Source organism: Vibrio coralliilyticus (assembly GCF_024449095.1).
Classification (GTDB): Bacteria; Pseudomonadota; Gammaproteobacteria; order Enterobacterales; family Vibrionaceae; genus Vibrio; species Vibrio coralliilyticus_A.
Genome location: NZ_CP024627.1, coordinates 2748360 through 2774330, shown reverse-complemented (window position 1 = coordinate 2774330; position 25971 = coordinate 2748360). Strand labels below are relative to the sequence as shown.

At 43.7% G+C, this 25971-nt stretch carries 21 protein-coding genes; 12 read left to right on the top strand and 9 right to left on the bottom strand.

The features are described 5' to 3' along the window. Window positions 1-159: 159 nt before the first annotated feature. Window positions 160-1590 carry a dihydrolipoyl dehydrogenase gene (gene lpdA, locus CTT30_RS12980; RefSeq protein WP_239837807.1) on the top strand — a complete coding sequence of 477 codons (1431 nt, stop codon included), beginning with the start codon at window positions 160-162 and terminating at the stop codon, window positions 1588-1590. 129 nt (window positions 1591-1719) lie between these two features. Here lpdA and CTT30_RS12975 read toward each other — a convergent pair whose 3' ends face one another. Next, window positions 1720-2325 (bottom strand): LuxR/HapR/OpaR family quorum-sensing transcriptional regulator, encoded by a 606-nt coding sequence (locus CTT30_RS12975; protein WP_239837806.1) that lies wholly within the window; start codon window positions 2323-2325, stop codon window positions 1720-1722. A 306-nt stretch (window positions 2326-2631) separates the two neighbouring features. On the opposite strand from CTT30_RS12975, the gene hpt reads away from it, so the two are divergent. Then, the gene (hpt, locus tag CTT30_RS12970) at window positions 2632-3162 is read left to right on the top strand and encodes a hypoxanthine phosphoribosyltransferase (RefSeq protein WP_239837805.1); all 531 of its coding nucleotides are present in this window, start codon (window positions 2632-2634) and stop codon (window positions 3160-3162) included. Window positions 3163-3214: 52 nt separating this feature from the next. Here hpt and can read toward each other — a convergent pair whose 3' ends face one another. Next, the gene (gene can / locus CTT30_RS12965) at window positions 3215-3874 is read right to left on the bottom strand and encodes a carbonate dehydratase (protein WP_239837804.1); all 660 of its coding nucleotides are present in this window, start codon (window positions 3872-3874) and stop codon (window positions 3215-3217) included. 353 nt (window positions 3875-4227) lie between these two features. Between can and CTT30_RS12960 the strand changes: the two genes are divergently transcribed. From CTT30_RS12960 to CTT30_RS12950, 3 genes are all read left to right on the top strand, one after another. Beyond that, window positions 4228-5898, top strand: a complete 1671-nt coding sequence (locus tag CTT30_RS12960) for a SulP family inorganic anion transporter (RefSeq protein WP_239865235.1) — start codon at window positions 4228-4230, stop codon at window positions 5896-5898. A 188-nt stretch (window positions 5899-6086) separates the two neighbouring features. Beyond that, window positions 6087-7001 carry an ABC transporter ATP-binding protein gene (locus CTT30_RS12955; protein WP_252036647.1) on the top strand — a complete coding sequence of 305 codons (915 nt, stop codon included), beginning with the start codon at window positions 6087-6089 and terminating at the stop codon, window positions 6999-7001. Between the two features lies 1 nt (window position 7002). Further along, window positions 7003-7773, top strand: a complete 771-nt coding sequence (locus CTT30_RS12950; RefSeq protein WP_252035349.1) for an ABC transporter permease — start codon at window positions 7003-7005, stop codon at window positions 7771-7773. A gap of 72 nt (window positions 7774-7845) precedes the next feature. Here the strand turns inward: CTT30_RS12950 and panC are convergent, their stop codons facing one another. From panC to sfsA, 7 genes are all read right to left on the bottom strand, one after another. Further along, window positions 7846-8748: a pantoate--beta-alanine ligase gene (gene panC / locus CTT30_RS12945; RefSeq protein WP_252035348.1), complete on the bottom strand. Its 903-nt coding sequence runs from the start codon at window positions 8746-8748 to the stop codon at window positions 7846-7848. Window positions 8749-8759: 11 nt separating this feature from the next. Then, a complete protein-coding gene (panB, locus tag CTT30_RS12940; RefSeq protein WP_239865231.1) occupies window positions 8760-9554 on the bottom strand; it encodes a 3-methyl-2-oxobutanoate hydroxymethyltransferase in 795 nt (264 codons plus the stop codon). A gap of 23 nt (window positions 9555-9577) precedes the next feature. Further along, window positions 9578-10063 carry a 2-amino-4-hydroxy-6-hydroxymethyldihydropteridine diphosphokinase gene (folK, locus tag CTT30_RS12935; protein WP_252035347.1) on the bottom strand — a complete coding sequence of 162 codons (486 nt, stop codon included), beginning with the start codon at window positions 10061-10063 and terminating at the stop codon, window positions 9578-9580. Continuing rightward, window positions 10060-11430: a polynucleotide adenylyltransferase PcnB gene (gene pcnB / locus CTT30_RS12930; RefSeq protein WP_239865230.1), complete on the bottom strand. Its 1371-nt coding sequence runs from the start codon at window positions 11428-11430 to the stop codon at window positions 10060-10062. Before pcnB ends, folK begins: the two co-directional genes overlap by 4 nt. Before the next feature lie 114 nt (window positions 11431-11544). Beyond that, window positions 11545-12435, bottom strand: a complete 891-nt coding sequence (gene gluQRS, locus CTT30_RS12925; protein ID WP_252036646.1) for a tRNA glutamyl-Q(34) synthetase GluQRS — start codon at window positions 12433-12435, stop codon at window positions 11545-11547. 70 nt (window positions 12436-12505) lie between these two features. Next, a complete protein-coding gene (dksA, locus tag CTT30_RS12920; RefSeq protein ID WP_006958112.1) occupies window positions 12506-12952 on the bottom strand; it encodes an RNA polymerase-binding protein DksA in 447 nt (148 codons plus the stop codon). Window positions 12953-13091: 139 nt separating this feature from the next. After that, complete coding sequence (gene sfsA, locus CTT30_RS12915) at window positions 13092-13805, bottom strand: DNA/RNA nuclease SfsA (protein WP_252035346.1); 714 nt, start codon at window positions 13803-13805, stop codon at window positions 13092-13094. Between the two features lie 54 nt (window positions 13806-13859). Between sfsA and hrpB the strand changes: the two genes are divergently transcribed. The 7 genes from hrpB to CTT30_RS12880 all read left to right on the top strand — a co-directional run bounded on the left by hrpB (window position 13860) and on the right by CTT30_RS12880 (window position 25958). Beyond that, complete coding sequence (gene hrpB, locus CTT30_RS12910) at window positions 13860-16274, top strand: ATP-dependent helicase HrpB (RefSeq protein WP_252035345.1); 2415 nt, start codon at window positions 13860-13862, stop codon at window positions 16272-16274. A 61-nt stretch (window positions 16275-16335) separates the two neighbouring features. Next, window positions 16336-17784 carry a site-specific integrase gene (locus CTT30_RS12905; protein WP_252035344.1) on the top strand — a complete coding sequence of 483 codons (1449 nt, stop codon included), beginning with the start codon at window positions 16336-16338 and terminating at the stop codon, window positions 17782-17784. Beyond that, window positions 17777-19717: a hypothetical protein gene (locus tag CTT30_RS12900; RefSeq protein WP_252037866.1), complete on the top strand. Its 1941-nt coding sequence runs from the start codon at window positions 17777-17779 to the stop codon at window positions 19715-19717. The genes CTT30_RS12905 and CTT30_RS12900 overlap by 8 nt, the downstream gene beginning before the upstream one ends. Beyond that, complete coding sequence (locus CTT30_RS12895) at window positions 19714-21828, top strand: site-specific integrase (protein WP_252035341.1); 2115 nt, start codon at window positions 19714-19716, stop codon at window positions 21826-21828. Before CTT30_RS12900 ends, CTT30_RS12895 begins: the two co-directional genes overlap by 4 nt. Beyond that, window positions 21825-22241, top strand: coding sequence for a hypothetical protein (locus tag CTT30_RS12890; RefSeq protein ID WP_252035340.1), 417 nt, complete (start codon window positions 21825-21827; stop codon window positions 22239-22241). The genes CTT30_RS12895 and CTT30_RS12890 overlap by 4 nt, the downstream gene beginning before the upstream one ends. 811 nt (window positions 22242-23052) lie before the next feature. Further along, on the top strand, window positions 23053-25317 hold the full coding sequence (locus CTT30_RS12885) for a multiheme c-type cytochrome (RefSeq protein WP_252035339.1): 2265 nt from the start codon (window positions 23053-23055) through the stop codon (window positions 25315-25317). 71 nt (window positions 25318-25388) lie between these two features. Continuing rightward, window positions 25389-25958, top strand: coding sequence for a TetR/AcrR family transcriptional regulator (locus CTT30_RS12880; protein ID WP_252035338.1), 570 nt, complete (start codon window positions 25389-25391; stop codon window positions 25956-25958). The last annotated feature ends 13 nt before the right edge of the window (window positions 25959-25971 follow it).

Here is a 25971-nt window from a genome sequence, read left to right as displayed (position 1 = left end):
GTTGGCTAGCTCACAGGCTAAATGGAATTGCTTTTCACACCATTAACATCTCTGTAAACTGTTGGCGGTCTGAAAATAACTGTTTAAAACCAACCACTCTTAAACAAAAGAATCAATACCCACTCAGCCTGTTAGGGATAATGACTACAAGAGGTCAAAATGAGCAAAGAAATTAAAGCCCAAGTTGTTGTACTTGGTTCTGGTCCTGCTGGTTACTCCGCTGCCTTCCGTTGTGCAGACTTAGGTCTTGAAACTGTACTAATCGAGCGCTACAGCACTCTTGGCGGTGTATGTCTAAACGTGGGTTGTATCCCATCTAAAGCACTTCTTCACGTATCTAAAGTAATTGAAGAAGCAAAAGCTATGGCAGATCACGGCGTTGTGTTTGGTGAGCCGCAAACTGACATCAGCAAAATTCGTATCTGGAAAGAGAAAGTCGTTAACCAACTGACTGGCGGTCTTAGCGGTATGGCTAAGATGCGTAATGTGACGGTTGTTAACGGTTACGGCAAATTTACTGGCCCTAACTCTATCCTTGTTGAAGGCGAAGGAGAGGCAACAACCGTAAACTTCGATAACGCTATCGTTGCTGCGGGTTCTCGTCCTATCAAACTGCCATTTATTCCGCATGAAGACCCACGTATTTGGGACTCAACGGATGCACTCGAACTGAAAGAAGTTCCTGAAAAGCTACTTATCATGGGTGGTGGTATCATCGGTCTAGAAATGGGTACGGTTTACCAGTCACTTGGTTCTAAAGTTGACGTCGTTGAGATGTTTGACCAAGTTATCCCAGCGGCAGATAAAGATATCGTTAAAGTTTACACCAAGCGTGTGAAGGACAAATTCAACCTAATGCTAGAAACGAAAGTGACAGCAGTTGAAGCAAAAGAAGACGGTATCTACGTGTCAATGGAAGGCAAGAAAGCCCCTGCTGAAGCAGAGCGCTATGATGCAGTTCTAGTGGCTATCGGTCGTGTACCAAATGGTAAGCTTATCGATGGTGAGAAAGCGGGTCTAGAAATTGATGAGCGTGGCTTTATCAATGTAGATAAGCAACTTCGTACAAACGTACCTCATATCTTTGCTATCGGTGATATCGTTGGTCAACCAATGCTTGCTCACAAAGGTGTGCATGAAGGCCACGTTGCTGCTGAAGTTATTGCTGGTAAGAAGCATTACTTCGATCCTAAAGTTATTCCTTCAATTGCTTACACTGAGCCTGAAGTGGCATGGGTTGGTAAGACTGAGAAAGAAGCGAAGGAAGAAGGCATCAAGTACGAAGTGGCAACTTTCCCTTGGGCTGCATCAGGTCGTGCAATCGCATCTGACTGCGCTGACGGTATGACTAAGCTTATCTTCGACAAAGAGACTCACCGTGTTATTGGTGGTGCGATCGTTGGTACTAACGGTGGTGAACTACTCGGTGAAATCGGTTTAGCTATTGAGATGGGTTGTGATGCAGAAGATATCGCACTAACTATCCACGCTCACCCAACGCTACACGAGTCTGTCGGTCTAGCTGCTGAAGTATTCGAAGGTTCTATCACTGACCTTCCAAACAAAAAAGCAGTTAAAAAGAAAAAGTAATTTCTCTGAAAACTGACTAACAAAAGCCGCTGATTACTCAGCGGCTTTTTTCATTTTAGGACTAGACAGGTCTTTACAAACACAAAAAAGCCGGGTGAAAACCCGGCTAGTATTAAGGCGTAAGCCTACTTACTTGTAGATGCAAAGCATATCTAGGTAGCTTTGTGTCAGGCGATTCACAGACTCATCGTCCTGAGTACGGTTAGCCTGTACGAACAATGAGTAGCAAATACCATGGAACAGTGTTGCTAGATCTGCAGGATCGTGTTCGTCACACACCTCACCTCGCTCGATGGCTTTGACAAACATGTTCTGAACCAGCAGTTGATTGGTGCGGTTGGTGGTCACGAACAAGGGCCATACTTCATCACGTGTTGAAGCACTCCACTCAAACCAAACTTTCAACCAGTGACAGTCGTTGACAATCAGATCAACCATCGCTGAAGTTAGGTTGCGTAGGTTTTCTTTCGCGTGAATATCGAGGTCGATATTATCAGATAGGAAGTTAGAGAACTGACGAACCACGTAGTTTAGTACATCATCAACCAAATCTTCACGGGTTGGGAAGTAGTTAAACACGGTGGCTACAGAAACCTGGGCGATTTCTGCAATGTCAGCGTGACCACCGCGACCAATACCACGTCGAGCAAACACTTCTAATGCGATTTCCATCAGTTGTTGCTTACGTTTTTGTGGTGAAAGACGCGTACGCGGTCTCTTAGCTATAGAATCCATAGTTATATTTCCTTGCCAATTGAGTTGTATATGTGGGCTTTTGCCCTAATTAGTATTTTATTATTGCTTTCGCATTAATGAGTGTAATGGTGCATATTAATTAGGTCAACGATTTCAGTTTATTTAATAATTATTTTTATTAATACCGTGCTATCGATCATGTAGTTGCATATGGTTATTGCAGTCTTTAATCAAGCAAACGTTTCTCTCGCTACACAGTGGTGATAAACTACGGGCTTAAAATCATCTGGCGATATCTGAACTCGCGTCGAATAAGCTATCGTTAATGCAGAAAATGAGATTGGTATGAAACATACAGTAGAAGTAATGATTTCTGAGCAAGAGGTTCAGGAACGCGTCAATGAACTTGGCAAAGAAATTACAGCTCACTATCAGGGCAGTGAAGATTTGGTGCTGGTTGGTTTGTTACGTGGTTCATTTGTCTTTATGGCTGACTTAGCTCGAAAGATTGAACTGACACATCAAGTAGACTTCATGACAGCTTCTAGCTACGGCAACACGATGGAAAGTTCTCGTGATGTTCGCATTCTTAAAGATTTGGATGATGATATTAAAGGTAAAGATGTTCTAATCATCGAAGACATCATTGATACAGGCAATACGCTGAATAAAATTAAAGAGATTCTTTCTTTACGTGAACCAAAGTCTATTGCTATCTGTACTTTACTGGATAAGCCCTCACGACGTGAAGTAGAAGTGCCGGTCGATTGGGTTGGTTTTGCCATTCCAGATGAGTTTGTTGTGGGTGTGGGTATTGACTACGCGCAGAAATACCGCCACCTACCTTACATTGGTAAAGTGGTTCCTCAAGAATAAAGCACTCTGATTCCAATAACAAAAGACCCGCGAGATGCGGGTCTTTTGTTATCTATTCAAGTACTGGTGAAGTTAGAATCTTGTTTAGCGCTTCTTGATGGCTGTTTTCTAAGGTTTCTCTACTTGAACAGCGAACCCCTAAGTCTTGGAGCTTGCCATTGCCAATCCCATAGACGAAACCATGAATCTCAACTTCTTGGCCTCTTTCCCATGCCGTCTGTAGTATGGTTGAGTTGCCTAGATTGTAAACTTGCTCAGCAACATTGATCTCACACAATTTATTGCCCCACTGATCTCGTGGCAGGGACTCTATTTGTGCTTTGTATTTGAGGTAATTATCGCGAATGTGCAACAACCAGTTATTGATCAAGCCTAATTGAGGGTTATCGATAGCGGCATTAACACCACCACAGCCGTAGTGACCACAAACAATGATGTGTTTCACCTTAAGAACATCAACCGCATATTGCACAACCGATAAACAGTTCAGGTCAGTATGAACCACCTGATTCGCCACGTTGCGGTGAACAAATAGTTCGCCTGAGTAAAGGCCGGTGAGACGTTCTGCTGGAACTCTGCTGTCTGAGCAGCCGATCCAGAGGAAGCCTGGGTTTTGTCCTTCTTCAAGTTTTGCAAAGTACTCTGGTCGTTCTGCCTTAATAGATTCAGACCACTTTGAGTTATTGTCAAAAAGCTGTTTAATTTCCGGCATCTTACAATCAATCCTTAAAAATTCTTTCGCTACTATACACAATGTTACAATTCCGTTCCTGTCAAAACTGTGTAAACAAGCACTCATCTGACGTGTTTCATCGCTAAAAAACATAAACTTAGCAGTGAACCTAACAAAGAGTTATATAGTGTGCATGATGAATCTGTATTCGGACTAACCTTGAACAAGCCTATTTGTTAAAGTTATTAGTTTGTCACCATATCAACGAAGATGGCGACAAGATTGCTTTAATTTAATTACTTTTTATGCGGATATTCAGGGAAGAAAAAGGAAGCTTGAATTACCGCACCTTTAATCATCAAACTTGCATTAGTTAGCAGTGGAGCTGAGTTGTGTTTGGAAGTCGTTTTGAAGATATCAACCTAAAAGGGGATGTGTTTGGTGGTGTGACCACCGCTATCATCTCTTTGCCATTAGCATTGGCATTTGGGGTGGCCTCTGGAGCTGGGGCAGAAGCCGGTTTGTGGGGGGCTATTTTAGTTGGATTGTTTGCCTCTCTATTTGGTGGTTCTAACTCGCTAATTTCTGAGCCTACAGGGCCAATGACGGTGATCATGACTGCGGTCCTGACCAGTATGATGGCCAAATACCCAGAAACGGGCATGGCAATGACCTTTACGGTTGTGATGATGGCTGGTGCATTCCAGATTTTACTGGGGACATTAAAACTCGGTAAGTATGTAACTTTGATGCCTTACAGTGTTATTTCTGGGTTTATGTCTGGCATCGGCGTCATTCTAATTATCCTTCAGCTATCGCCACTGCTTGGCCACGCAGCCCCTTCCGGTGGTGTGTTAGGCACGTTATCCGCCTTCCCTGATACGGTGGCTAACATGAAGTTTAGTGAACTCTTCCTTGGGCTTCTGACATTGGGAATTTTATTCTTCTTTCCGAAGAAGTACCGGAAATACGTTCCCGCTCAGCTCGTTGCGTTAATCGCTGTAACGCTTTTATCGGTGATAGTGTTTGATAGTGAGGATATTCGTCGTATCGGTGAAATTCCTGCGGGTTTGCCATCTTTGGTTATTCCACATTTTGATGCTTCGATGTTCACTGAGATGGTGATTGATGCATTGGTTCTGGGTACGCTGGGTTGTATTGATACGCTTTTAACTGCCGTGATTGGCGATTCGTTAACACGTAAAGAGCACGATTCAGATAAAGAACTTCGTGGCCAAGGGCTAGCGAATATGATTTCAGGCTTATTTGGCGCGCTGCCTGGGGCGGGAGCAACCATGGGAACGGTGACCAATATTCAAGTTGGCGCGCGTTCTCCGTTGTCCGGTGTGATTCGTGCGCTTGTGCTAGCCTTGGTGGTTCTGGTGGCAGGTGGCCTCACAGAGCCCATTCCGATGGCTGTCTTAGCGGGTATTGCCGTTTACGTTGGCTTCAATATCCTCGATTGGAGTTTCATCCAGCGAGCTCATAAAGTGAGTTTTGCAGGTATGGCGGTCATGTATGGTGTGATGCTGCTGACCGTTTTCGTCGATCTTATCGTAGCCGTCGGGTTAGGCGTTTTTATTTCCAATATTATTATTATTGAACGTTTGAGTCGCGAGCAGGCACGTCAGGTTAAAGCGATCAGTGATGCGGATGAAAATGATGTGCCATTGACGGATAGCGAAAGAGCGTTGTTAGACAGTGCCAATGACAAAGTTCTGTTCTTCTATCTTTCTGGGCCGATGATATTCAGTGTGTCAAAAGCGATTTCTCGCCAGCACAGCAGTATCGCTGATTACGAGGTGATGATCCTCGATTTAACTGATGTTCCCATGATCGATGTTACTGTCGGTTTAGCCCTAGAGAATGCGATAAAAGATGCACTTGAAGCACATTGCCAAGTCTACCTATTGTGTCCTAACGAGGGTACAAGGCAACAGCTTGAAAAGTTCCATGTCATTGATTTGATACCAGAAGGCAATATGTATAAGTTCCGTTACGAAGCTCTCAAGGCGGCTTTGAAGCATGTTGACAGTGATGAACACCAGTTTCAATCCATCTAGTTTCGCCATACGCCGCTGATTGTCAGCGGCGTTTTTATTGAGTGGCAATATTTTATATTTCCAAATAAATCGAATTATGTAATTGTGTTCATCGTTATTCAACGATAAACTTGTTGGCAATTCGTGGCAGTCTAAGTGCACACGCACGCTACCCACACCTGCACCAACCAACGATTACACTGAAAACTATGTACGCATTAGAAATTGAACAACTCCGCAAAACGTATGCGGGGGGATTTGAAGCGTTGAAAGGTATCAGCCTCAACGTCGCCAAGGGAGATTTTTATGCCTTGCTCGGGCCTAATGGTGCGGGTAAGTCGACAACCATTGGCGTGATCTCTTCACTGGTTAATAAGACCTCAGGTAAGGTCAAAGTGTTTGGCTACGACATCGACCAAGATTTAGAGCTGGCAAAGCAAAATTTAGGTTTGGTTCCCCAAGAGTTTAACTTTAATCAGTTTGAAACGGTTGAACAAATCGTGCTTCAGCAAGCCGGTTACTATGGCGTGCCCCGCACATTAGCTAAGCAAAGAGCAGAGAAATACTTAACTAAACTCGATTTATGGGAAAAACGTAACGAACGTGCGCGAAACTTATCAGGTGGTATGAAGCGACGCCTGATGATTGCTCGTGCTCTGGTCCATGAGCCAAAGTTACTTATCTTGGATGAGCCGACGGCTGGTGTCGATATTGAGCTGCGCCGTTCTATGTGGGAATTTCTTAAGGAGATTAACCAAGAAGGCATCACGATTATTTTGACTACGCATTATCTCGAAGAAGCTGAGATGCTGTGTCGCAATATAGGTATCATCAGCAAAGGTGAGCTAATAGAAAACACCACAATGAAAGCACTGTTGAATAAACTTCATGTGGAAACCTTCATTCTTGATTTAGAAGATGGCGCAGAAGTGCCCCCATTGAAAGGGGTGAACAGCCAGAGTGTTGTCAATGGCTCATTAGAAATTGAAATCGAGAAGAGTGAGGGGCTCAATGCCATCTTTAGTCAATTGACAGATCAGGGTATCAAAGTGCTGTCGATGCGTAATAAGGCCAATCGTCTGGAAGAGTTGTTTGTGAATATTGTCCGCGAAGGAGGCCAATAAAATGTATCGTATTTATTGGACTGCTTTTTGTAGCCTACTAACCAAAGAGGTCAATCGCTTTACTCGAATTTGGGTCCAGACCTTGGTTCCACCAGCGATTACTATGACCCTGTACTTCATTATTTTTGGCAGCCTGATTGGCTCTCGAATTGGTGAAATGAACGGCTTCAGTTATATGGAATATATAGTGCCGGGATTGATCATGATGTCGGTGATCACCAACTCCTACTCCAATGTTGCCTCGTCATTTTTCAGTGCTAAGTTCCAGAAAAATATTGAAGAATTGTTGGTTGCCCCTGTCCCTAACTATGTGATTATTTGGGGGTTCGTCATGGGGGGAGTCGTACGTGGCTTATTGGTGGGGACGATAGTGACCTTTGTCTCGTTGTTCTTTGTCGACTTACAAGTGGATCATTGGGGGATCATCATCGCAACCGTATTTATGACGTCTGTGGTGTTCTCTTTGGGTGGGTTGATTAATGCGGTTTATGCGAAGACGTTCGATGATATCTCGATCATTCCGACATTTGTCTTGACGCCACTGACATATCTAGGTGGTGTGTTTTACTCAATTAGCCTGTTGCCAGATTTCTGGCAAAGTGTGTCGAAAATCAATCCAATTGTCTACATGGTCAATGCATTCCGTTACGGCTTTCTTGGGGTATCGGATGTTGGTATTGCAACGTCATTTGGCGTGTTAGGCATATTTGTTGTTGTACTTTACACTGTAGCTCATTACCTAGTGACAAAAGGTATTGGCCTGCGCTCGTAGCAAGCTACTTTATTCAAAAAATAAAGGCTTGGCATAATGCCAAGCCTTTTCGTTTCCTAATTAAAATACCGTTTACTCTGTCGTCTCAGAAGGGGCTTCGGAATTTTCTTCTTCTTTCGCTTCAACAACCATTTCAACGACTTGATTATCAATCAGGCGGGCTTGGCCAAGAAATGCTGACATTAAAATCACAGCTTGAGTCGTTTCTGTGGTGATGGCTTGTAACGTTCGAGCATCTCGAATAAAGATTTCATCGGGGTGTAGGCCAGCAGCACGTAGCTGATCGCTAGCATCTTCAATGATCGAAGCGTAATCATCACGGCCACCGCGCATAGCGCTGCTGATCCAGCGCATTGTGCGAGCTAAAACAGGAGCCCTTTGACGCTCATCAATCGTCAGGAGGCCATTACGTGAGCTCATGGCAAGACCATCCATTTCACGCACTGTGGCCACACCGATAATATCAATATCCATTGCGAGATCTGCGGCCATTTTACGAATGACGGCTAACTGCTGGAAATCTTTTTCGCCAAAGCAAGCCACATCTGGCTGAACGATGTTAAACAGTTTTGTTACTACGGTTGCGACACCACGGAAGTGGCCAGGACGAGAAGCGCCCTCAAGGATATTTGATAACCCAGGGACCTCAATAAAGGTTTGTTTTTCTGGCCCTTCAGGGTAAATGACCTCTGGTGTTGGAGTGAAAACGATCTCGACGCCTTCACCGCTCAACTTACTTAGGTCTTCATCTAAAGTTCTAGGATAATTATTAAGATCATCGCTTCGATCAAACTGCATAGGGTTAACGAAGATACTGACGATGACAATGTCAGCATGTTCGCGCGCTTTGCGTACTAAAGTTAGGTGTCCTTCGTGGAGGTTACCCATGGTCGGAACAAAAGCGATTGTACGACCATCACGCTTATACTGTTTGATCTGCTCACGTAGAGCGGCAATTTCAGCAAAAGTTTGCATCAGTCAAATCCTTACGCAATTGTGTGAGCTTCGCTTGGGAATGCACCACTTTCAACTTCGTCTTTGTACATAGCTACAGCTTTACGCATGTCACCTGTTTCAGCAAGGAAGTTCTTTGAGAACTTCGGCATGTAGTTGGCTGAAATACCAAACATATCATGCATGACGAGGATCTGGCCGTCGGTCACATTGCCAGCGCCAATGCCAATAACAGGTACATCGCAGACTTCAGTGATGCGTGCTGCTAGCTCTTGAGGAACACATTCAAGGAGAATGATTTGCGCACCAGCTTCTTGTAGAGCGAGGGCGTCACGTACCATACGATCGGCTTTTTCTTGCTCACGACCTTGAACTTTAAAGCCGCCGAAGATGTTGACTGATTGAGGTGTTAAGCCAAGATGAGCACAGACTGGAACGGCACGCTCTGTTAGCATTTTTACGGTTTCGACTAACCAGTCACCCCCTTCAATTTTTACCATGTTTGCACCTGCACGCATGATTTGTGCAGCGCTGTCACACGCTTGCTCTGGAGTGGCATAACTCATGAATGGCATATCCGCCATTAGCAAGCAGTTAGGGCTTCCAGCACGTACGCAACGTGTGTGATAAGCGATTTCTTCTACGGTGACAGGTAACGTATCGCGGGTACCCTGCAGTACCATTCCTAGTGAGTCACCCACTAGCAGTACTGGCATTTCTTCACTTTCAAATAGCTGGGCAAAGCTAGCATCGTAAGCAGTTGAAGTCGCAAATTTACGACCTTCCTGCTTCCATTTCATCAGGTCGTTAATGGTAATTTTTTTCATGATTTTTCCTTTTAAGGAGTTGGCTATGATTGCCAAATACGCAGACCGTTTTGATTGACAACTTTGAGTAAGTCTTCCAGTCTGGTCCCACATGGGAGGGTTAAATTTGGTGCGATTTCTGCGAGCGGATAAAGCACGAATTCGCGCTCTTTCATTCCATAGTGTGGAACTGTCAGACGCTCGGAATCAATCACCTCATTGCCATAAAGAACAATATCTAAATCGAGAGTTCTTGGCCCCCAACGTTCATCTTTACGGACACGCCCTTGTTCTTGCTCGATCGCTTGAGTACGGTCAAGCAGCTCAAAAGGCGTTAATTCAGTGTGGATTTCGACCACCGCATTAATGTAATCCGGCTGGTTTTGTGGCCCCATTGGAGTGCTACTGTACAGCATCGATGCCTGACTAAACTCAGATCTTGGTAGCTTTTTCAATGCATCAATCGCACTTTCTGCTTGGGCCACAGGATCGGCAAGGTTACTGCCGACAGCAATGTACGCCGTGATCATGATGTTGAAGCCTTGTTCTTTTTCTTACGAAATGGCTTACGACGACGTTTTTTACCTTGTTCTGGTGCGTCCGAATCCAGTTCGGCGACCATAGCTTGGCGCATGTTGCGTCCAGCATTTTGGAAGGTTTCCCACCATTTGGCTAATTGTTCCGTTTCACCGCCTTCTATTTCTCCTCTCATTTCAAGGAAGTCGTAGCCGGCTCTAAACTTATTTAGCTCCATCAGTCGGAAAGCGCGCTTGCCATTTCGACGCGGCATACGCAGTTGTAATTGCCAAATCTCACGAATAGTCGCGGTGTGACGGCGAGGAATCGCAATCGTGCGAACTTGCTCATCAAGAATGTAGTTACTCGCTTCCATGATAGCGTCGTAGTAAGACAGCTTGCGTTTTTCCATCAGTAAGGCTGCGCGTTCTTGTAACGGGTACCACAACATAGCCGCGAACATAAATGCAGGGTTGATGCGTTTACCTTCTTCGATTCGTTGATCCGTTGAATCAAGAACCAAGTCAAGCATCTGCTCTGTTTTTGAAGAATACTCTTCTGTGAAGTCAGCTGAGATGATTGGGAATAACTGCTGGAAAAGATTGTATTCACGCATCAGGTGATAGGTTTCCAGTCCATATCCTGACTGGAGCATTTTCAGTGATTCTTCGTATAGGCGTGCGGATGGAATATCGCCCAGCAGTGAAGACATTTCTTCGATCGGTGCTGCGGTGTCTTCTTCGATATCAAAGTCTAACTTTACAGCAAATCGAATGGCGCGAAGCATTCGTACTGGGTCTTCGCGGTAGCGTGTCTCTGGGTCGCCTATCAAACGTACCAGTCGATCTTCGAGGTCTTCATTACCGCCAGCGTAGTCGTGAATCGCATAGTCAGCAATGTTGTAGTACATGGCATTGATGGTGAAATCACGGCGCTCTGCATCTTCATCGATAGTGCCATAGACATTGTCACGTAGTAGCATTCCTTCTTTGGATTGCTGAGAGATATTTTTGCTGGTTTCTTGATGGTGGCCACGGAATGTCGCCACTTCAATGATGTCGCGGCCAAACATGATGTGTGCGAGACGGAAACGGCGGCCGATGAGGCGGCAGTTTTTAAACAGCTGACGAATTTGTTCTGGTGTGGCATTGGTTGCGATATCAAAATCTTTAGGGTTTTGTCCCAGTAGCAGATCGCGCACACCACCACCGACTAGGAAGGCATCAAAGCCTGCACCATGAAGTCGGTATAGCACCTTCAATGCATTGTCACTGATTTGTTTGCGAGAGATATTATGCTCTTGGCGAGTAATAATGTTCAGAGATAACTCTGGATAACTGTCTTTTTCGCTTGGTGTATAGTCGTTTTTATTCATGTGCATTAATGACTCGTTACGCTGATTCCGCTTGGCGTGAACAGCGGTTGAGTGTGCCTAGTTAGGACTAGCTTATGATTCCGTTTATGCCCTTGGGGCGAATTTGCGGCTAATAATAGCTTACAGTGAGCGGTTTGAGAATCTTGGTGTGAGCTCTGTTGATTCTGGTAGCTGGTCAATTCGCCAGTTTGAGACGCCCCACTCAATGATTTCTGCCACACTAGCCTGTGTAATTTCTTTATGTATATCAAAACCTAAAAAGTGCATTGCTTCGATAAGAGCTGGCTGAGGCTGGCTGTTGTCGATAGCTGGAGCATGGTTTTGCTTGGATAACTTATGACCATTCTCATCCAATGCCAGTGGCAGATGAAGGTAACGGACAGGTGTCTTACCTAACATCTTATACATACTGATTTGGCGGCCTGTCGGCTCAATCAGGTCTGCGCCGCGAACCACCTCTGTGATGCCTTGGTCAATATCATCCAATACTACTGCAAGGTTGTAAGCAAATAATCCATCCCGACGTTTTATAATAAAATCTTCATCTGCTAAGGGTTTAGGAATACTCAATTTACCGTGCTTTTGGTCATCAAAATCATAAACAGGATGTGTCATGGTTAAACGCACAGCACAATCTTTAGGATTGTTGAGGGCAAGGTGACGACACGCGCCATTATAAAAACCGCCCAGAGCTTTGATTTGCTTACGGGTGCATTGGCAATAATAGGCTTGCTGTGAGTCTAACCATTGCTCAATTTGGCCTTGATATAAGTCGTGGCGTTGACTTTGGAAGACGACTTCTTGGTCCCAGTGGAGTTGATAGGCTTCTAATGTCCGCAAGATCAAATCTGACGCACCGGGCATTTCTCTTGGTGGGTCAAGATCTTCTATTCGGACTAACCACTGTCCCTGTTGAGATTTTGCCTGAAAATAACTGCCCAAAGCGGCAACCAAAGAACCAAAATGCAATGGGCCAGAGGGAGAAGGGGCAAAACGGCCTATATAACTCATCATTTCCTGTCGTATCAAAATCAAAAAGGGAGCTTATGCTCCCTCTTACCTTAATGATTAAAAGCGCATGCTAGCCTTGCATCTGCTTTTCTTTGATTTCTGCCAGTGTCTTACAATCAATACACAGGTCAGCTGTCGGACGTGCCTCAAGGCGACGAATACCGATTTCAATGCCACAAGAGTCACAGAAGCCAAATTCATCTTCTTCGATCTTGTTAAGCGTTTTCTCAATCTTCTTGATTAGGCGACGCTCGCGATCACGGTTACGAAGCTCAAGGCTGAATTCTTCTTCTTGAGAAGCACGGTCAACTGGATCTGGGAAATTTGCCGCTTCATCCTGCATGTGGTGCACGGTGCGGTCAACTTCTTCCCTGAGCTGGTTGCGCCATGCGGTCAAAATTTTTGTGAAATGAGCCAGTTGCTCTGGTGACATGTACTCTTCACCAGCTTTTTCTGTGTATGGCTCAACCCCTGCAATGGCTAGGATGCCTAGCGCTTTTTTCTTCGATTCTGGCATGCAGCATCTCCTACTAACACCTAGTCAACTGCGCTCGCAGTTAGATTTTAAGGCGGGTATCTATAGCAAAAAGAACAATTTGAGGCAAACTCTAGAGAGTAAAGTTGTTGTCAATGTGAAGGTGACATCATTTTTTCTCTCAATAGGTGAAATTGATGCGCTCCACCAGTTTTATCTCAGTGTTTGAAAGTTCTGCTTTATAGCACAGAACTTCAACTCCTTGGTCTTGTGCGTTTTTCAACAATTGTGAATAATTTGCGTCTATATGGTGTGCCGGAGAGACTTTTTCAATCCCTGAATGTAAAACAGTGAATAAAAGTACCGCTCTGCTTCCATTTTGTGCCATTTCTGTGAGCTCTCTCAGATGCTTTTGACCACGTGTGGTCACCGTATCGGGAAAGTAGCCCTGCCCGTGCCGTTCTTCATCAAGCAACGTCACGCTTTTTACCTCTATATAGCACGTTGGTTGATGTTGTGACTTGAGCAAGATATCAATCCGACTATTTTCATTGCCGTATTTGACCTCTGTCTTTAACTGTTCATAGCCTTGCAACTCACTAATGACACCTGATTCTATCGCTTCCACTGCCAATTGATTGGCTCTTGCAGTATTAATGCATATACGGTGCCCAAGCGTTGTCTGTGTCAGTTCCCAGCTATTGGGGTATTTACGTTTTGGGTTGTCTGACGTTGAGTACCAAACGGTGTTGCCTACAGTAGCGCAGCCGGTCATCGCTCCGGTATTGGCACAATGAATAGTACGTTCGCTGCCGTCGGGTAGGGTAATGTCTGCCAAAAAGCGTTTGTAGCGTTTAATTAAGATGGCTGATTCAAGTTGGGGATCAAACTTCATTTGGGACTGGATTTATGTACAATATTCACATTATTACACCATAAGGTTTTTCCATTGTCACAGCTGCCTATCGAGAGCGTGATGCCTGAGTTGCTCTCGGCTGTACGCGAAAGCACTCAAGTCATCCTTAAAGCGGCGCCCGGTGCCGGTAAATCGACATACTTTCCCTTACAACTACTACGCAATAATGTGGTCGAAGGCAAAATTATTATGCTTGAGCCTAGGCGACTAGCGGCGCGTAATATTGCCCGTTACTTAGCCCAGCAATTAGGAGAGAGTGTAGGTCAGCAGGTTGGCTATCGAGTTCGTGGAGAAACTAAAGTCAGCCCTGAGACAAAACTTGAGATCGTGACCGAGGGCATCATGACCCGAATGATTCAATCTGATCCAGAACTCAATGGTGTCTCTCTACTGATTTTTGATGAGTTTCATGAGCGCAGCATTCATGCTGATACCGCGCTCGCGTTTAGCTTGGAAATTCAAGAAGCCTTAAGAGAGGATCTTAAGTTAGTCGTTATGTCTGCGACATTGGATGAGCGAGCATTGGGCCGATTGATGCCGGAAGCGAGCTACATTGAGTCGCAAGGGCGCAGTTTTCCGGTTGAGTACAGATACCACCCGTTACGTCCCAATGAGCGATTTGAAGATGCAATGGTCAAACATATCAGTATGTTGCTCCATTCAGAGTCAGGGTCGTTGTTGGCGTTTCTCCCCGGTGTGGCGGCAATCAAGCGCATTGAAGAGCGGCTGACTGCATTGCCAGATGAGGTAGAGGTGTGCCCTTTGTACGGGCAGTTGGGTTTCACTCAGCAGCAAGCCGCGATTCAGCCTGCAGCTTCAGGTAAGCGTAAAGTGGTGTTAGCGACGAATATTGCTGAAACTTCGCTGACCATTGAAGGTATTCGATTGGTGGTTGATGCAGGGTTGGAGCGAACCGCAAAGTTTGACATTAAAAGCGGTATTACTAGGCTTGAGCAAGTTCGGATCGCACAGTCGTCTGCGGAACAGCGGGCTGGACGTGCAGGGCGAGTTGAGCCCGGTATTTGTTTACGCTTATACAGTGAAGGTCAGTTAAATCAGCAGCCTGAAGTGCCTCAAGCCGAAATCTTGCACTCTGACCTTGCCGCTTTAAGTCTTGAACTTGCTCTGTGGGGAACGGTAGATGCGGCTGAACTAAACTGGCTCGATGAACCGCCTGTGAGCGGTTTGAGCCAATCTCGTTCTCTTTTACACAAGCTGGGATTATTGGATACCAATCATAAGTTAACGGAACGAGGTCGGTTAGCGAGCGAGCTTAGTGTTGAGCCACGCATCGCAGCTATGCTGACGCATTCAGCACAGCAAGATTGGGCTAATACTGCGGCGGCTGTTGCCGCTTTATTAGAAGAACCTGAGCGTCATATTTTGGACTTTCTGCAGAGCATTGACCGCTTGAAGCGCGGCCAGCACAGCAAACAAAAAATGGTTTTCCAACGGGCGCAAACATTGGCGCGCAAGTTGTCTGTCAACTTTTCTCTGGCGTCTGTTGATGAGGCTTTGGTTACGGCAGCTCTGGCTATCGCATTCCCTGACCGTATTGGGCAATTAAGAACTGGGCAGGCAGGTAAATTTCTTTTGGCTAATGGTCACGGGGCTGAAATGGCGGATGATGAACGATTGTCCACCTCGGAATACATAGTCGCGATTGAGCTCATGCGCAGTCACTCTGAGGCTTCCAAAGTATTCTCTGCAGTAGAGTTGGATTTATTGGCTGTCGAATCGTGGCTTTCTTCCCTGATTGATGACAAAGAGAATGTAGATTGGGATGAAAATAAAGGTCGACTGATTGCTGAGCAACATAGAACAATTGGTCGCTTGGTCATTAGTCGTCGCTCACTTCCAGAGCCAGATAAGCAAAAAATGACTCAAGCTTTACTCAACTATGTCCGCCGCAAAGGACTCGATGCATTAAACTGGTCGGAAAAAAGTAAAGAAACCCTCGAACGCATTCGATGTGCGGCAGAGTGGTTGCCAGAGCAGCAATGGCCGGGAGTGTCGGACGTTGAGTTACTGGATAATTTAGAGCAGTGGCTGGCGCCTTATCTTGTCGGAGTGACCTCACTGAAAGCATTAGCAAAAGTGGACTTGGAGCCAGCATTACAGGCTTATATCGCTTGGCCACTCAATCAAGAAATTGAACAATGGTTACCGACACACTATGTTGTGCCCACTGGGTCAAAAAAGAAGATACGCTATCAACAAGGCCAAGAGCCGGTACTTTCTGTTCGCATGCAGGAAATGTTTGGTGAGCAAACGTCGCCTCATATTGCTGATGGCCGAAAAACACTGGTTATGGAGCTGCTTTCTCCAGCGCAAAGGCCACTGCAAGTGACACGCGATTTAGCCAGTTTCTGGGCTGGGGCTTACAAAGAGGTGCAAAAAGAAATGAAAGGGCGTTATCCCAAGCATAGTTGGGATCTTCCAGATTGACAGTGCATGTATGATGTATGAGGATTGACACTTTGATTGTTCGCACTTAGGAGGTTGTCCCATGGAGCTGTCCAAAAATGAGAGGATTGTGCTTATTCGTCATGTAGGAAACACTTATGCGGAAATAAGCTCTACTCCAATCAGTAAGCAATCGATATTGAAGTCGTGTGAAGATCGAGAGTCATATTTTGTGACACCCAACTTGGCTTTCGATGAAAGGCATGACATTTATTTATTCCCCTTTCTGTTAAATCTAGACGGCTCTCCTTGGGACGAAGCTAATGTCTTTTTATTCTCCGCAGCTAGAGAAAACAGTAAGGGCTATACCGTCTCTGATGCTCTACGACAAAGAGCAAGTATGCTGCTCGATTACAAGATATTCTGCGAGCATCACAATATTGATCATACGAATTTTGTAGGTCGTAAGCCCCAAAGACCTACGTATAAATATTTTTTTGAATTGTTACAGCACGTAGATAACGGAGCTTTGGCCAGAGCTAGCCTGAATAAAAGAACAAAGGTCGTTTATGACTATTACAAATATCTTTCTATACAACCAAACTCAACGATAGATCTTGAAAGAGTTGACACCGTTGAGTCTGTACGATTGTTCTTTAAGAATTCGCATGGAAGAAGTTATGGGGTTAACGTTGAGAAGCGTCACCAGAGCTTAGCGATCAGCAGGCAAGCTAGCCCAGTTCCTATTGGTTGTGTTAGGGAGTATGGCGAAGATCTTCGACCTTTGCGTGATGCAGAACTGGAAGACATGCTGAGGGTTTTACAAACCAAAGTATTTTCGGTTGATGAACGCCTTATACACTATATAGCGTTGCATACAGGTTCACGTAAACAAACTATTCTTACCATGCGAATGAAACATTTGGACGCATTTTCTTCTGACAAGCTCTTACCAGATAAAACGTACATGCTTAAAGCTGGTCCAGGTACTGGCATTGATACGAAATTTAATAAACCACAAACTCTATACTTCCCTGCGTCATTAGCAGCACAAATTTGTACATATGCAAAGTGTAAAAAAGCTAGAGAACGGCGCAATAAGTTTTTATCGAAGAATGGTGACGTGCTATGTGGAGAGGATATGTACCTTTTCCTTTCTCCAGAGGGTGAGCCTCATTACATGGCTAAGTCAGATCCAAGATATAAGACAAAGAAGAGTAGACCTCAAGGACGTAATACATCTTATATGAAAAAGAAGTTGCAGAGTTATTCTAATGAAGTATTTCCAGATGATTTTACATTTCACTGGTTAAGAGCAACCTACGCTCTTCGTTATTATCGTTTTCTTCAACCTCTTGTTGCAAAAGGACTAGCTACAGATGGAGACATTATCTCTATGGTGCAAAAGCGATTACATCATTCGGAACGAGCCACTACTGAGCATTACTTAAAGTTATTTGATGGGATTGACAATAGACTTTCTGCTCAACAAAAGTATGAAGAAAGGGTATTTGATTTATATGGGATGGAAAGGGGGGGGGGGAGTGTCTGACGCGAATTATGTTGTACGAGAAACAGTAATCGTTACCTTACGTGATCTAGTAGAAAATGAATATCTTTACCCGGAGCAACTTAGAGTTTCTTTACCTAACGGAGGGAAGAAGCTACCTATGGACTTGGGAGCAATTGCTTACGCTAAGAGAAAATACATAAATGGCCAAAACCAAAATCCATACCTTGTTGTAGAAGAGTCTTTGATAAAACATAGGCGTAATTTTTTGCGTTCTTTGATGGATTATATCGTCACAAAAGGGTATCAAGAGAAATCCGTAGTTGCCATTATAGGAAGAGTACGAGGTGCTTTCAACTACATAGAAGAGCGTGGTTTTGCAGAATTATTTTTGAAGGACACCGAGCAATCGGAAGTAGTGTATAGAGAGATATCTAAAGAACTTAAACATCAGGTTACCAGCAATCAAATCACACCGAGGCAGGCTGAGATCAAACAAGTGGACATTGCTTTTTTGATTCAGGTTCATTTTGGAAAACAGATAAGTGATTACATAGTTGGCAACACAGTGAAATTTAATGGTAGTGTTTCTGTGACGGCTCCTCGCAAACGTGCTGATCTAAAATATGCTTTCAACATTTATAAGTCTCTGGCTGAAGAGTTGACGAGTTTTCTCATATATGAAAAGAAGCTCCCTTTTAAGTTGAGAATGCCTGACTATACAACCTTTATATTTCCATATGCTACACATAGAGTTACACCCTACTGTAATCGCTCTACCGATGTGTACAACCACCAATTGGGTAGGATGGCAACAGAAAAAGAGTATTTTGATAAGCGTCCAAATAAGAAAAAAAGCGAGCTTAGGGAGAACTTAAAACGCTCCAATAAACGTCTTGCACAAGCAAACCTAGATCCTCGCGCGAAATGTCGTCGAGCCTTTGCCTGTACAGCTATGCAGTCTTATCAGATGTTGTTTATGATGTTGACTGGTGCATATGCAAGCGAAATAGCACAGTTAGAATTTAATGGTAAATTAGAATTCGATAAGTCGCTGACAAACAAAAGTTATCGCGCTATTAAACTTAGAGCAGCTGGAAAAACCGTGCAATATGATATTGCTGCTGGGGCCGTTTCGTTATTCAGAAAATACTTGAAATTAAGACAATGGGTTCTGGACGGAAAAAAAGAGAGTCGATTGTTTTTTGGATTGAAGGTCAAAGACTGGGAGCCTGTTTCTGTATCTGAAGCAAATATAAGGAGCTTTCAGCGAAAAAAGATAATCGGTATATTCATGCCTTCAGATTTTGAAATGCTGACATCTCGCCAGTTTAGAAAAACAAAAAGCCTTTTTTTACATGAGCAACCGGATGTTGATCGTCATACAGTGGCTCAAGTCTTAAACCACTCAGAACAGACTAACGAGCGCCATTATATGATGGTATCTCCAGAGAGAGCCCAAAACGAACTCTCAAGTTTTTGGGAGGCTGCGTATGAGGCATCAAGACATGTAGTTCAGAACGCTTACAAGGACCAAGACTGCAAACATCGCCCCATTGCTGCAGGTCATTGTGATGATTTTCAGCGCCCACAGTCTGCAATAGAGTCTCCCCCTATTGAACCGGATTGTAGAAAGCAGTATGGATGTCTTTTTTGTATTAACTATATTTGCCATGCCGATGATGATGACGATATCCATAAGTTGTTTAGTCTGCTTTACATTGTAACGGGCGTGCTCAATGGCGTTTCTGATGCAAATAAGGCTAATGAGCTTTTTTTACTGTTATCAGCTAGGGTCCGACAAATACTTCATCAAATTAAGATGAAATCCCCAAAAGGCTGTAAAAAAGTCAGCGAAATTAGTGACCGGGTATTTAAACTAGGAGAGCTTACCCCGTACTGGGAAAATCGACTTCAAAGATATGAGGCTCTAGGCTTAATATTTCTTGAAGAGCAAAATGGGATGAACCCGTGAACGACCCGAAAGTGATTCAAAATCGTTGTTATCTCTTGGCTTTGGCAGCTCAAAAATTGAGTAGTGAAGAGTTTATTGCACCGGATATATTCGACAGCGCATTAGGTAATCACATTCCAGATAATTTCGTCCTGTGTCGTGACAGAAGCAATAAAGTTACAGCTTACTACGGCCAGATGGACTGGGATTTAAAACCTTATCGATTGGCTGCTAGCGGTAATTATAAAATGAGCTTTGGAAAGTTGATTAAAACTAATCAACCAGGTAAAGATCTAGAGCTAATTAATGAGGTTAAGCAAATAATGTTTGTCCTCATGTATCATGTCAGGTCTGGTGTTAATGGTTCTTTATCTGTTAGCTCACTAATGAAATACTACAATGTCACCATGCATGCGGCACAGTTTTGTATAGATAGCGGTGAAAACCGTATGCTTGGACGACTGTGCTTATCGGAATTGTTTTCAAATCCATTTTACTTGGCTGCTTTTGTCAAAACTATAGATAACAAGCGAAGGAGACAGGTCATCCACGCACTTTTGAATCATCTCAACATCGTCGGCCACGAACGACTTGGTTACTTGGTTATCAATGACCCAAAGATGCATGAGCAGCTCGACCATAACCAACACCCTTTGATTCCCACAAGAATCTACCTTGAGATGATTAACTTTCTTACAGAAAGAGTGCAATTCCTCAAGGCAAAAACAAAAGGGTTGGAAGCATTTATAAAGGAGTTTTCAGATCCGTTTTATGGTTTGAATAAGAAGGCACAACGAAAGCAACAACGTGAGCAAGGGATCGAAAGCCCTGTTGTCAGGCCAACTATCAAGGAGGCGATTTTCGCTCATGGTTTGGATGACTTATTCTCTCATTCTGATTACAAGATTAATGGTAGGGCGAAACTAAACGGTGCATTGACCCGTATTCAGTATGAGATGAAGTCATTAATCCATCTCTATACGGGAATGCGGAATGATGAAGTAAATAGGTTAAGGTACGATTGCGTTATTAATCGGCCTCTTGAAGATTCTATAAAGGATCACCTTGGTAACGTTTTGGTTCCTGCTAGGTCGGTAGAGTTATTGTCAACAACAACCAAATTTACGGGGTACCAACAAGAGGATTCTTGGTTGGCCCACCCTGTAGTGTTGGATGCGATTTATGTACTCCGTAGAATTGTTCGAGGTTACGCTTTAATGATTGGCGTTAAAGCTGATGAATGCCCTTTACTAGTAAGTACGATGGCGATATTCAAGAAAAGCGAACTGGGTAATAAAAGGTTAGAAATAACGGCTCATAAAAAGGAAACAGCAAAGACGTTCCTCTGTAAACCACAGTTTAAAATTACGGAAGATGATTATGACGTTTTGCAGGCAAGTGATCCTAGTCGAAATTTTTCATTAGAACCAACCTATCAGTGTGGGTGTGTTTGGCCACTTACGACTCATCAATTTAGGCGTTCTCTCGCATTTTACGCAGTAAATAGTGGGTTCGTATCACTGCCCACTCTCATGCGACAATTCAAACACCTATCGCAAGAGATGTCTAAGTATTACAGCCGTAACAACGAGAATGTAAAAACGATTTTCGGTCATTACGATGTAGCAGAGGGTAAATACGTACTGCCATTAAATCACATAGTATATGAAGTTCAGGTAGGAATGTCACTTGCTACAGCTGAGGCTCTTCTAACTGACTTACTAGATGAAGATGTTAGCTTGCATGGTAAGACAGGAGCGTATTTAGAGAGGAAAAGGAGCAAGCTTAGGAATGGCGAGGTTTTAGTTGAAAAACTCAAGGAAGAAACTGCGCAACGAGTTCATAACGGAGAGATGAGTTATAGAAAAACATTGCTTGGTGGATGCACTAATACGGAAACTTGTGAATGTTCAATTTTAGGAGAATTTGCAGACTGTCTCAGTAGTAAATGCGCTGTTATAACATCAAGTAATATTGAAAAATTAATTGCTTTAACTCAGAGAGAGTTGCAATGCTACGAACCAAACTCTATCGAGTTTTTATCTGCGGAGTTAGAGTTGGAAGACTTATTGCGATATAAAAAGTACAGTATTGAACGTGAATACCTTTCACCTGAAGGAGATACAACATGACAGTAAAGAGTGGATTAGAGGCATGTTATGAAGCGTTTGAGCGCCTAAAGGAAGGTAAGCCGAACAATTCTAAGTTTTTCGGTATTGCTCCAAGTAAATTAACCCCTTCAATCGTGTCTCAGGAGGCTGGTTTCGATAGTGGGTATCTTAAGAGGAAACGCCCGAATCATCAGGGGATTATTTCTCTGATTGATGCTTTTAAAGAGGAAAGTAAAGACACGACTTTATCTAAAGCCGAGACTATAAGACGTGAAAGTCGCAAAGCAAATTATTACAAAGATGAATTAGAACGGGTCAGGCTTCTTCTGGAGCACTCTCTAGCACGTGAGTTGTTGCTTGCTACAAAGCTAAGGGAACTAGAAAAACAGCTCTATGATTCGAATAAAGTGATTAGAATAGATCCTAGTAAGTAGCCGATTGCAGTGTTCAAAATAAAAATTGGGTAGTGCTTTAAGTTTTTCTTATGTTAATGTGGTTCGCTTAACCTATGTTACAGCTACATGTTCTCTGCCAACCATAGTAATCTAATCAATAATCAGATCAGATTCTTCTAAGCGGGAATAACCCTCCCTAGAGTAGTGAAGAAAAAGTCAGGTTGTGTTGAAGGGCAATAAATTTTGTTATGAATCTTTAAAGATGTAACATCGACTATAATGGTTAATATCTAGAATTATCTAGGTGAGCTGAGAAAAAGCATAGTTCTTATAGGAACGGTGTTTTCTTTGCTGATTGAGATCGGATTGGCCGATGTTGGCAAACTAATTTCTGCTCCTTTATCATTTAGAGTCCCATGCTCGCTTAAATTTGACTTTTTTATGTAGAACAAAATCTCGTTCAAGGTTGAAGTACTCGTCATCGTTTCTCATCTATAAGTTCACTTCAAACATCATTCGGCTCAGCTTATACTTATATTCTAAGTCACCCAGATCATTTGTTTATCTATTGCCAAAGCAGATGACATAGGCGTCACTAAACTCTTTGGGCTTTATCATAACTATGCATGTTACCTACAATTAGTGACAGGCAAGCTCTGAAACAATATATTTTAGAGAGAGCTTTAGAAAACAGACATAATCGAGTGCTTTTACTCTTGTTTCACGCTCGACAAGTTGAACAGTTTTTCCCAAGATTTATGCTATAAAATTCAAAGTCGTAAAACAATATTATACGTATAACCATAATCATACAAAGCAAGGACTTCTAGTCAGATGAATAAGGGCATTCATGAGCATGTCACTAGCTAAGAATTTATCTATTGTAAAGCTGTGTGTATTCGTAGCCATCTTTCCTTTAGCTCAAGCAAGCCAATTTGTTGGGAGTAATGTTTGTGCCGACTGTCATCAGGAGGCTTTCCAAGCCTGGCAGGGTTCTCACCATCAACAGGCAATGCAGCATGCGACTGCCGATACGGTATTAGGTAACTTCAGCGATTTAAAGTTGGAGTTTAAAGGTAGTATCAACCGATTCTTTAAACGTAATAATCAGTTCTTGGCCAATATACAAGGGCCAGATGGGCAATGGCATGACTACCAAATCAAATACACCTTTGGCGTCACCCCACTTCAGCAATATATGGTTGAGTTTGAGGATGGTAGAGTCCAACTGATTCCTTTTGCGTGGGACTCAAGGCCTGAAAGCCAAGGTGGGCAACGATGGTTCCACCTCTACCCGAATATGACCCCCAAAGATGAGTTTTATTGGACCAACACAGGTCAAAATTGGAATTTCATGTGTGCAGATTGCCACTCGACCAACCTTGAAAAAAACTATAGTGCTGACACAAACACTTATAAAACAACGTGGTCTGAAATCAGTGTCGGCTGCGAGGCATGCCATGGCGCAGGGCAAGCTCACCTTGAATGGGTCAACTCAAGTCAACCATCAGAAGCGCACTTTGGCTTCGACCGTGATCTATCAAAAACGGTAAAAGAATGGGTATTTAAAGAAGGTAGTTCAGCCGCTCAGCCTCTTGCCATTGAAGATACCGAGCAATTGGCGGTGTGCGCACAATGCCATAGCCGACGAGTTCAGCTTAGCGAAAGTAACGATCATGTCTCCGGCAATTTTCTGGACCGTTACTTGCTAAGTACTATTACCCCCGAGCTGTATCATCATGATGGTCAGATATATGACGAGGACTACGTCTACGGCTCATTTCTGCAGTCTAAAATGGCTGAAAAAGGAGTCAGTTGTACCAATTGTCACGACCCGCACAATGCGAAATTGAAAATACCAGAGGAAACGGTCTGCGCTCAGTGTCATTCGCCACAAGAGTACAGCTCAGATAAGCACACTTTCCACTTACCCAGCAGCGAGGCATCAAAGTGCACAACGTGTCACATGCCGGAAACGACTTATATGCAAGTTGACCCCCGACGTGACCATAGTTGGCAAATCCCAAGGCCCGATCTTTCTATGGACATCGGTACACCGAACGTTTGTACGAGCTGTCACGAGGATAAAACCGATCAATGGGCAGATAGTGCTTTGGAGAAATGGTTTCCAAACTCAGAGCATCGAAACCCACGACACTTTTCGATCGCCTTTTATGCCTCGGCCATCAATCATAATAGTGCCGGAAATGCACTGTCATATGTTGCTCAGAACTCAGGGGAAAGTGCCATCATTCGAGCCTCAGCATTACAACGCATAGCCAATCATCCAGGGCAAAATAGCCTAGTGGCATTAGCACGAGCAACGAAACACCAGAACGAGCTCATTCGGTTAGGCGCGGTTCAAGGAGCAATCAACTATCCTTTCGATCAGAAATGGCAGCTATTGGCGCCTTTACTCGAGGATTCTGTTTATGCTGTTCGGACAGAAGCGGCAGGTGCCTTAGCCAAACATTGGCAATCCATGGCAATAGCTCAGAAACAGCGTATTGAGCCGGCACTTGAAGAGTATTTAAGTATTCAGATTTATAACAGCGATAGAGGCTTTGGAAGAACCAATCTTGGCAACGTCTATCGTGCACAAGGAAAGCTTGATAAAGCCATTACATCTTACACCTCTGCTATAGAAATTGAACCCTACTACCCTAACAGCTATATCAGCTTAGCCGATTTATACAAGTCAGCGGGAAAAGAGGAATTAGCGTTAAACGTACTCAAGCAAGGACTCAATGCTCAACCTTCATCTGGAGTATTCATGTACTCCATCGGACTATCTTTGATACGGCAGAAGAACAAGAGTGAGGCCATAAGCTACTTTAAGCAGGCTACATTCGCTGAGCCTGAGAACGCACAATACTGGCTTGTTTATGGGCTTTCACTAGAGCATTCAAGCCTGACGAAAGCTGATTCTGCACTTGCCAAAGCTTACAGCCTAAGCCAAGACCCAAATCATCTATACGCACGCTGCGATCTACAAGTTAGGCACAAGTTGAAAACCGCACAAGCCTGTATCAATAAGCTTGCACCTTTTGCTCCCAACGATGTGGTTTCTCAGTTGAAGGCTAAGTTACATTCACCTTCAAATGTAGTTAAGTGAAATTACTTGTCGTCACTAGACCAAGCGGTTGGTATACTATCTAGACTATGTTATGTGAAGAGTAATAACCAATGAAAGATATGCGTCAAGCCATGTTGGATTCTGGCTTCAAGCTGATTAATGAACATGGGTTTGCCGGTGTTGGGCTTATGAAGATCATCAACGAGGCAGAAGGCACAAAAGGTTCTTTTTACCACTACTTCAAATCAAAAGAACATTTTGGCGAAATCCTACTTGGGGATTACTTCGATAATCACTTATCGATATTAGATGGCTACTTAAGTGATGAGACAATGGCTCGCCAACAAAGAGTGATTGAGTACTTTACGTTCTGGAGCAAATCCAAGCTAACAAACGACTTTCAAATTCAGTGTTTGGTCGTCAAACTGGCAGGTGAGATTTCAGGCACTTCCAACCAAATGCAGTCCACAATGTCGGAGGGTGCCGAGAAAATCATCCAGCGAATGGCAGATCTGTTTATTGAAGGAAATGAAAATGACGACTTTAATATCGCCGATCCTAAAGCGCTGTCTCGCACACTTTATGGTCTATGGCTTGGCTCTACCCTCATGGCGGCAATGCAAAGAAATCGCGCGATTCTAGATACGGCCATGCAAGAAACGATTTCCTCAATTAGCTAGACTAGCTCCCATA